The 603-nt window shown below is 56.4% G+C and carries 1 protein-coding gene; it reads right to left on the minus strand.

The window, feature by feature from the left end:
* On the minus strand, nt 1–603 hold a 603-nt coding region (locus ACTHUR_RS15885), incomplete at both ends, for a glutamate ligase domain-containing protein (protein WP_440399625.1).

Genomic DNA, 603 nt, shown 5'->3' on the forward strand with positions numbered 1-603 from the left:
CCAAAATATGGTCGCCTGCTTCGGCATTTTTCACGATTTCGGCAACAAAGGCATCGAAGTCTTTGCCCACATGCAGCTTGCCGCCTAAAGGTGCGAGGGCTTCGGCGACGTCCCAGTCCACGCCGCCGGCGTAGCAGAATACTTGGTCTGCATCGTTTAAGCTTGCGGGCAGGGCGGCTTTCATGGTGCCGAGCTTCATGGTGTTGGAACGTGGCTCGAGGACGGCGAGGATGCGTGCGTTACCGACGCGCTGACGTAAGCCTTCGATGGTGGTTTCGATGGCGGTCGGATGGTGGGCAAAGTCGTCGTAAACAGTGATGCCGTTTACTGTACCTTTGATTTCCATACGGCGTTTGACGTTTTTAAATGCACTCAAAGCTTCGCAGGCCGTCTGAATATCGACTCCGGCATGACGCGCGGCAGAGATAACGGCGAGGGCGTTCATGCGGTTGTGTTCGCCCATCAGTTCCCAAGCGACGTGTCCGACCGTTTCGCCGTGATGGCGTACATCAAACGAGCCGTCGGCATGGACGGTACCAACCTGCCAGCCTTGTTCGGTACCGAATTTCTCTACGGGCGTCCAGCAGCCTTTGTCTAGAGTAT

The organism is Neisseria sp. P0021.S007 (genome assembly GCF_051956855.1).